The 6,851-nt window shown below is 59.4% G+C and carries 8 protein-coding genes; 2 read left to right on the top strand and 6 right to left on the bottom strand.

The window, feature by feature from the left end; genetic code table 11:
• Positions 1–90: 90 nt before the first annotated feature.
• Positions 91–855 (bottom strand): tetratricopeptide repeat protein, encoded by a 765-nt coding sequence (locus VN577_15200; GenBank protein HWR16173.1) that lies wholly within the window; start codon positions 853–855, stop codon positions 91–93.
• Positions 856–1,158: 303 nt separating this feature from the next.
• On the opposite strand from VN577_15200, the gene VN577_15195 reads away from it, so the two are divergent.
• Positions 1,159–2,670: a malectin domain-containing carbohydrate-binding protein gene (locus VN577_15195; protein HWR16172.1), complete on the top strand. Its 1,512-nt coding sequence runs from the start codon at positions 1,159–1,161 to the stop codon at positions 2,668–2,670.
• Between the two features lie 50 nt (positions 2,671–2,720).
• Positions 2,721–3,734, top strand: coding sequence for a zinc-binding dehydrogenase (locus VN577_15190; GenBank protein HWR16171.1), 1,014 nt, complete (start codon positions 2,721–2,723; stop codon positions 3,732–3,734).
• Between the two features lie 4 nt (positions 3,735–3,738).
• Here VN577_15190 and VN577_15185 read toward each other — a convergent pair whose 3' ends face one another.
• From VN577_15185 to nadD, 5 genes are all read right to left on the bottom strand, one after another.
• Positions 3,739–4,257 (bottom strand): GNAT family N-acetyltransferase, encoded by a 519-nt coding sequence (locus VN577_15185; GenBank protein ID HWR16170.1) that lies wholly within the window; start codon positions 4,255–4,257, stop codon positions 3,739–3,741.
• 1 nt (position 4,258) lies between these two features.
• Positions 4,259–4,567 (bottom strand): DUF1778 domain-containing protein, encoded by a 309-nt coding sequence (locus VN577_15180; protein ID HWR16169.1) that lies wholly within the window; start codon positions 4,565–4,567, stop codon positions 4,259–4,261.
• Positions 4,568–4,635: 68 nt separating this feature from the next.
• Positions 4,636–5,544, bottom strand: coding sequence for a sigma-54 dependent transcriptional regulator (locus VN577_15175; protein ID HWR16168.1), 909 nt, complete (start codon positions 5,542–5,544; stop codon positions 4,636–4,638).
• 26 nt (positions 5,545–5,570) lie between these two features.
• Entirely contained in the window at positions 5,571–6,017 is a 447-nt protein-coding gene (rsfS, locus tag VN577_15170) for a ribosome silencing factor (protein HWR16167.1), read from the bottom strand.
• Between the two features lie 51 nt (positions 6,018–6,068).
• Entirely contained in the window at positions 6,069–6,806 is a 738-nt protein-coding gene (nadD, locus tag VN577_15165; protein ID HWR16166.1) for a nicotinate-nucleotide adenylyltransferase, read from the bottom strand.
• Between the last annotated feature and the right edge of the window lie 45 nt (positions 6,807–6,851).

Raw genomic sequence — 6,851 nt, 5'->3', positions numbered from 1 at the left:
GTGTATATACTTGTCAAGGCATATAATTCGTGCTGGACAAAAAGGGGCCGCCGAGGTTTCGGCGGCCAGATGAGGTAGTACTGTGCAGGCCTATTGCGCTGGGGGAACGATTTCGATCAGGCGAGGATCCTGGCGAAGCTGGGCGAATTCCTCGTCCTGGTAAACCTGATAGATCTTCTTGTAGCCCTCTTCCTTAGCCTTGCGCAGGCAAAGCAGGCAGCGTTCGGCGTCGCCACGTTTCGCGTAAAGCTTGGCGAGCATGTACATGTACTTGGCACGCTCTTCGGGAGAAGCGATGCGGGCGCCGACTCCGCCCTGCGAAGAACGCAGGACGACTTCAGGATCGAGTTCGATGGCACGGGTGAATTCGGCCACGGCGCGATCGAGCTTCTTCTGCGCGAACCAGGCCGTCCCGAGATTGCTGTGCACGGAGGCGCTGAGTTCGTCGAGAGCCAGAGACTTCTTGTAGTACTTGACGGCCTTGCCATAGTTACGATTCAGGTAGGCAATCACTCCGATGTTATTGAGGATCTCTGAGTTCTTCTTGTCGAGCTTGGAGGCGTCAATAAAGTACTGTTCCGCCACGTTGTATTTGCCCCGCAGCAGGTTGGCGATGCCGATCTTGTTCTTGAGCGATGCCGATTTCGGCACCTTGCGTAGCGCGTGCTCGTAGCAGTCGATGGCGTCTTCGTACCGCTTTACGCGACGGAGCTCGTCGCCGCGGATCTCAAACTGCGAGTAGGTCATATTGGAGCTGCATGAGGGCAGGGGTTCGCTGGGGACGTCCGCTACTACGCCGGTCGGCCATAGCAGCACGATTCCCAGAAAGATGGTGGCTAAGGCTAATGTCCGCATATTCACCTCCGAAGCGAAGCAGCGGTGCTGAACCGTTCTCCGCTGACAAGGCGAGTTATCGCGCAGACTGGGGGAGGTTCACAACGCTACACCGGCTACCGAACGGTTACGGCGTGGACTGCGGAGGGTGAGTTTCGAGCTTTCAACGGGTGGTAACGACAGCGCGTGCGGCGGTAACCTCCGGCGGAGATGCCAGTACCATTCTGGGACTTAACCGCTACGCGCCGCGTTAAGTGCAGCATTTCCCCACTCAGTTGACCTAAACTTTTCCTGGACGAACATCGGGCTTACAGGGAATCGGGAATGACCGCGGTCGCTACTACGCCTGACGCCGAGCGAAGCGAACTGGAACGGGTGCTGCAATCGGAGCTGTTCCAGCGCGCGCCTAGCCTGTCCCATCTTCTGGCTTATGTGTGCGAGAAAACCCTGGTCGGGCAGGGGTCGGCGATCAAGGAGTACTCGATCGCGGTGGACGTGTTCGGCAGGGATCCGGCGTTCGACCACGAATCGGATTCCATCGTAAGGGTGCAGGCCAACCGGCTGCGCAAACACCTGGCGCAGTACTACGCCTCGGAAGGCGCAAACCACGAAATCCATATTTCCATTCCCGTCGGTCAGTATGCACCAGTGTTTGAGACGGTTTCGTCAAAGGCGGTGGAGCCGGTGGCGACTGCCCCGGTTGTGGCGAGCCATCGTCGGCGGAACTGGATGCTGTTGGCGGCGGTCGTTGGGATACTGGCGGTGGCGAGTGGGCTCTTCCTTTTGCTGAAGAAGCAGCCAGTGGTGGAGACGGTGGAGCGGTCGTCGATTCCGGCGGCGCTGGAAGGGCCGGTGGGGCCTCCGGTGGGAGAGGAACTGCGGATCCTGCCGGGTGCGGAACGGGAGTTTGTGGACCACGCGGGAAAGAGGTGGGGGCCGGACCGGTACTTTTCCGGTGGGATGGCGGTACACAGCGCGGTACAGCACATCTGGCGAACACAGGATGCGGAGATCTACCGAAATTCGCGACAGGGGGAGTTCACGTACGACATCCCGCTGAAGGGCGGAGTGTACGAACTGCGGATGCATTTCGCAGAGACGGAATATGGTCCGGAAGGACACATGGGTGGCGGTGAAGGCAGCCGGTTAATGGCGGTTACAGCCAATGGGAAACCTCTGTTAACGGACTTCGATGTGGTTTCCGACGCGAGCGGGAGCCGCACGGCCGATGTGAAGGTGTTCACGGATGTGGCTCCGGCGAGCGATGGGAAGCTGCACCTGAAGGTGGCGTCGGTGCATGGTGGACGGGGCATGCTGTCGGGGATCGAAGTGCTGCCGGGGGTGCAGGGCAAGATGCGGTCCTTCCGGATGGTGATGCGCGATTCGGCGTACTACTCGGACGATAGCCGCTGGTGGGCTCCGGACAATTACTTCCTCGGCGGCCAGATGGCCGAGCGCGTGGAGTCGGTGGCTGGTGTGGAGGATCCGGAGCTGTATCAGGGTGAGCGCTGGGGAAATTTCTCGTATGCGATTCCGGTAGCGCAGGGGCGGTACACGGTGGTGCTCCATTTTGTGGAGCGGCGGGGAACGGAGAACCGCGAGAGTTCCGTCTATCCTCCGCGGAGTGTGGCGGGAGGAGAGCGTGTGTTCAATGTGGTGTGCAACGGGCGCACGATCCTGAGCAAGTTCGACATCCTGAAGGAGAGTCGCGTTGGGCTGCCGGTGATGAAGAAGATCACCGGGCTGGAGCCGAATGCGCAGGGCAAGTTGGTGTTTGAGTTTGTCCCGGTGAAGGACTACGCAACGTTGAGTGCGGTTGAGGTGGTTCCGGAATAGAGGGGTCGGTGCAAGGCCGATCTTGAATTCCGGTGGTAGCATTACCAGCCATGCCTGATATCCCCGAAAAAATGCGTGCGGTGCAGTTGCAGAATTACGACGGCAAACCTGAGAGCCTGAGCGTAGCGGAGATTCCGGTGCCGCGTCCAGGGCCGGGACAGGTGCTGGTGAAAGTGGCGGCATCTCCGATTAACCCGTCGGACCTTGCTTTCCTAGCTGGGATGTACGGATTCAAGAAGCCGCTGCCGGCGACACCCGGCTTTGAAGGCAGCGGAACGGTGGTGGCAGCCGGATCTGGCGTGATGCCACGATGGCTGATGGGAAAGCGCGTAGCATGCACGGCCGCGGATCCGAAGATTGCCGGCGGCGTATGGGCGGAGTACGTGGTCACGACGGCTCAGTTCTGCGTACCGCTCGGGGCGAGCGTGGAAATAGAACAGGGCGCAATGATGCTGGTGAATCCGCTGTCGGCGTGGGCGATGGTGGAACTGGCACGCAGCGGCGAGCACAAAGCCATCGTGCAAACGGCGGCGGCAAGCGCACTGGGGAAGATGATCATCAGGCTCGGGCGGAAGTTCGGGGTGCCGGTGATCAATGTTGTCCGCAGGCCAGAGCAGGTGGAGGTGCTTCGGAAGATGGGCGCGAAGCATGTGCTCGACAGCAGCGCCGAAGGCTTCGATGACGAACTCAAAAAGCTTGCAAACGAACTGAGTGCAACGATTGGACTGGACGCCGTTGGCGGGCCGCTGACCGGACGCGTGCTGAGACAAATGCCTCTCGGCAGCCGCATGTACGTGTATGGAGGGCTGTCGCTGCGTCCGTGCGAAGTAGATCCGGGACAGGTGATCTTCGAAGGCAAGGTGCTTGCCGGATTCTGGGTGAGCGCGTGGCTGGCGCGAAAGTCGATTGTGGAGAAGATGAAGATCGCGCGCCAGGTGCAGAAGATGATTGGCAATGAACTGAAGTCGGATGTGCAGGCGAAGGTCCCGCTGCAGGAAGCGGTGAAAGCCGTTCAGCAGTACATGGGGAATATGATTGCCGGGAAAGTACTGCTGATGCCATAAGTAGTTACTGCTTACGCGAGAAATTCAGCTCCACGGTTTTCATCGGTAGCAGAAGGCGACGGTCAGACAGGCGAATGAATCCGAACTTCTCGTAGAAGCTCGCTGCATCTTCGTTCTTGGCGTCAACGACAACCGCAAACGACATGACCCTCTCTGTGCTTTCCAACGCCTGTCTAAGCGCCGAGACCAGCAGGAGTGCTCCCAGCCCTTTTCCCTGCTGGTTTTTTGCTACGGCAAGCCTGCCCAGGAGTGTTACTCCGAGATGCTTGTAGCGCCCAGTCTTCTTCTTAAGTTCCTCGGGAAGCAGCGAGGAATCAACCTGCTGAGCCGAGAGCGTGTAATAGCCCAGGATCCTTTCAGGATCTTCTTCGGACACGAGTATGAAAACTGCGGAGAGTTTGTTTTTTACATCTCGCGATGCACGCTCGTGGAGATAGCGATCAAGTTCCTCCTCTCCACAAAGAAAAGCCGCCCGGTTTTCATCGCCGAGCGGCTTGATCACGTACTTGTTGGCGGCCGGCAATTTAGCGGCTCACCATCCTGTCGTAGCGTTCGGTAGCCATGCGCAAGGCCCGGTTGGGAGCTGGAGGATTCAACAGCGTGTCTACGAAAACCTGCTGTTCGTGGGCAGTCAGGGTCAATAGCGCATGCTCTTCTACGGTCTTCAGAGCCGCTTCGTGCATGGAAGCGACCATGAATTCCGTGAGACTGATGCCGCGGAGAGAAGCAGCGCGCTGGAAAAATCTCTTCTGGTCGGCACCAATCCGCGCTTCAAGCCGCTCGGTACCGCTACGATTCTCTGCTTTCTTGCGCTTCCCTGCCTTGGCGGCCATGTTGCCTCCGGATACTTATTGTACGGCTATTTGCCGTACGCATCAAGCAACCAGTTGTGCGCCTAAGCCTATTCGAATCCGTAGCGCTTACGTTTTTCCAGCAGCGTCTTGCGGCTGATGCCGAGGATCTTTGCCGCGAGCGTCTTCTTCCCTTTCGTGTGCTCGAGCACTTCGGCAATGTAATTCCGCTCGAGGTCTTGCAGTGACAGCTTTGTCCGGATCGCTCCAGCGGCGCAGTCGCGCACCGGTTGCGGAAGATCGAGCAACGTGATTTCCGTGCCGGTGGCGTTTTGGACGGCCTTCTCGACAACGTCGCGAAGTTCGCGGACGTTTCCGGGCCAGGAGTAGGACTCAAGGGCTTCCATGACGGCACCGCCGAATACCATGCGCGTGCGACGGTTCATCTGGCTATAGCGGTCAAGGAAGTGCAACGCCAGCGGGCGGATGTCGACGACACGCTCGCGCAAGGCCGGGATGACCATGGGGATAACGTTGAGCCGGTAAAAGAGGTCTTCGCGGAAGACACGGCGAAGAACCGCCTGCTCGAGATTGATGTTGGTGAGGGCGACGATACGGGCGTCAACGCCGATGGAACGGGCGCCGCCGAGGCGCTCGAAACGGCGCTCCTCGATGACGCGCAGCAGCTTGGCTTGAGCCGGGATGCTGAGGGCGCTGACTTCATCGAGGACAAGCGTGCCCCCGGCGGCGGTCTCGATCCGTCCGAAGTGTCCGGCGACGAGTTCCTGGCCGAAGAGTTCGCTCTCAATCAGTTCGGGGGGCAGGCTGGCGCAATCGACCCGCACGAAAGGCCGGTCGGCCCGGGAGCTGAGCGCGTGGAGTATCCACGCGAGCAGGTCCTTGCCAGAACCGCTTTCGCCACGGATCAGGACCGTGGACGAGGTTCGCGCAATACTGCGCGCCTCCTGTATTAGCCGGACGGTGGCCGAGTCGGCCGCGACCCAGGCGCGAAGAATCATCTCCGCGCGGTCGTGCGAGAAGGCGGTTAGGCCTTCTTCGCCCGTGAGTGAGTCGTCCGGGTGGTGGTGCTCTTTTTCCGCGACGGGGATGTAGTCCGCCGCGCCGCCGACCGCTTTTTCGTACCCGTGGCCGTTAGGTCCGTTGGCTCGTAACGTTTTGCCGACTTCCAAAGCCGCTCCAGGTTGTAGAAGTTGCGCGCCTTGGGAGAGAAAACGTGAACCACGAAGTCCACATAATCCAGCAGCACCCATTCAGCCTGGTTGTAACCCTCGACATGGGTGGGATGGACTCCGGTGCTCGCAAGTCTCTCCTCTACCTCATCCGAGATGGCTTGAATCTGCCGCGGGTTGCTACCAGAGCAGATGACGAAATAATCGGTGAATGCTCCGGAGGCCTTATCCATCTCCAGGATGGAGATTTCTTCGGCCTTTTTGGCTTCGGCTGCGGTAACCGCTTCCAGCATTTGGGTCATAGTTGGGTTCTTTTTTGCCATCAGTTGTCGGTTTGTGCCTTACCTCTCCATTTAACGCCTAGCGAATTGGACGACGTTCGAGTGCGATGTTGCTTTGTTCCCGCCCGTTGTTCGGGCCGGATCTTTGTAGATGCCGGATTTACGGATGTAGTCCGCCACGGCTGGGCCGACGAGCGAATCCAGTTTTCGCCCCGTCCTGGCCGCCGCCCGGATCTGAGTTGCAGAAATCTTTTCGTGTGTATCAGGGAGCAGGTGGATCGTGGCCCCTGCTAAGACGATATCACCCGCGGCTGGCTGCTGCTTGAGGGCTCGGGTGACCGCCGGAGCGGGCCGCATCGATTCGGGCAGAGACGCCCCGATCTCTCCCAGAGAAAATCCGGGACGAGCCATGACGATGAATTCGGTTTCGCGAAGGACGTCCTCGGGTTGCCGCCACTTCGCGATGTCTTTGAAGGCGTCCATGCCAATGAGAAAGAACAACCGGTCGGACTTTTTCAGCTGCTTTTTGAGGCGACGGACGGTGTCAATGGTGTAAGACGGCCGGTCGCCCAGGTGCTCTGGCGATTCGATGTCAGAAGGAACGAAAGTTTTCTCGCCGGCAGTCGCGAGGGCGGCCATGGCGTAGCGGTGAGCGAACGAGGTGATCGGCTGGTTATTTTTGTGTGGCGGCGATCCGGCTGGGACAAAGAGGATGCGTCCGAGTTGGAAGCGCTCTCGGGCGGCGCGGGCAACCGCGAGGTGTCCGCGATGGATGGGATCGAAAGTGCCGCCGAACAGTCCGACGTTCATTCAGCCCAGTTCGGCTCCAGTTTCCGTTTTTCGTTTTGGTGTTGC

The sequence above is a fragment of the Terriglobales bacterium genome, from assembly GCA_035561515.1.
Lineage (GTDB): Bacteria > Acidobacteriota > Terriglobia > Terriglobales > Acidobacteriaceae > DATMXP01.
Note: the sequence above shows the minus strand (reverse complement) of the source record. Positions and strands in the feature narration are given on the sequence as shown.

Coding starts and splice junctions, on each gene's coding strand:
- VN577_15200 (HWR16173.1), bottom strand. CDS start 855: ATGCGGACATTAGCCTTAGCCACCATCTTTCTGGGAATCGTGCTGCTA.
- VN577_15195 (HWR16172.1), top strand. CDS start 1,159: ATGACCGCGGTCGCTACTACGCCTGACGCCGAGCGAAGCGAACTGGAA.
- VN577_15190 (HWR16171.1), top strand. CDS start 2,721: ATGCCTGATATCCCCGAAAAAATGCGTGCGGTGCAGTTGCAGAATTAC.
- VN577_15180 (HWR16169.1), bottom strand. CDS start 4,567: ATGGCCGCCAAGGCAGGGAAGCGCAAGAAAGCAGAGAATCGTAGCGGT.
- VN577_15175 (HWR16168.1), bottom strand. CDS start 5,544: ATGATTCTTCGCGCCTGGGTCGCGGCCGACTCGGCCACCGTCCGGCTA.
- rsfS (HWR16167.1), bottom strand. CDS start 6,017: ATGACCCAAATGCTGGAAGCGGTTACCGCAGCCGAAGCCAAAAAGGCC.
- nadD (HWR16166.1), bottom strand. CDS start 6,806: ATGAACGTCGGACTGTTCGGCGGCACTTTCGATCCCATCCATCGCGGA.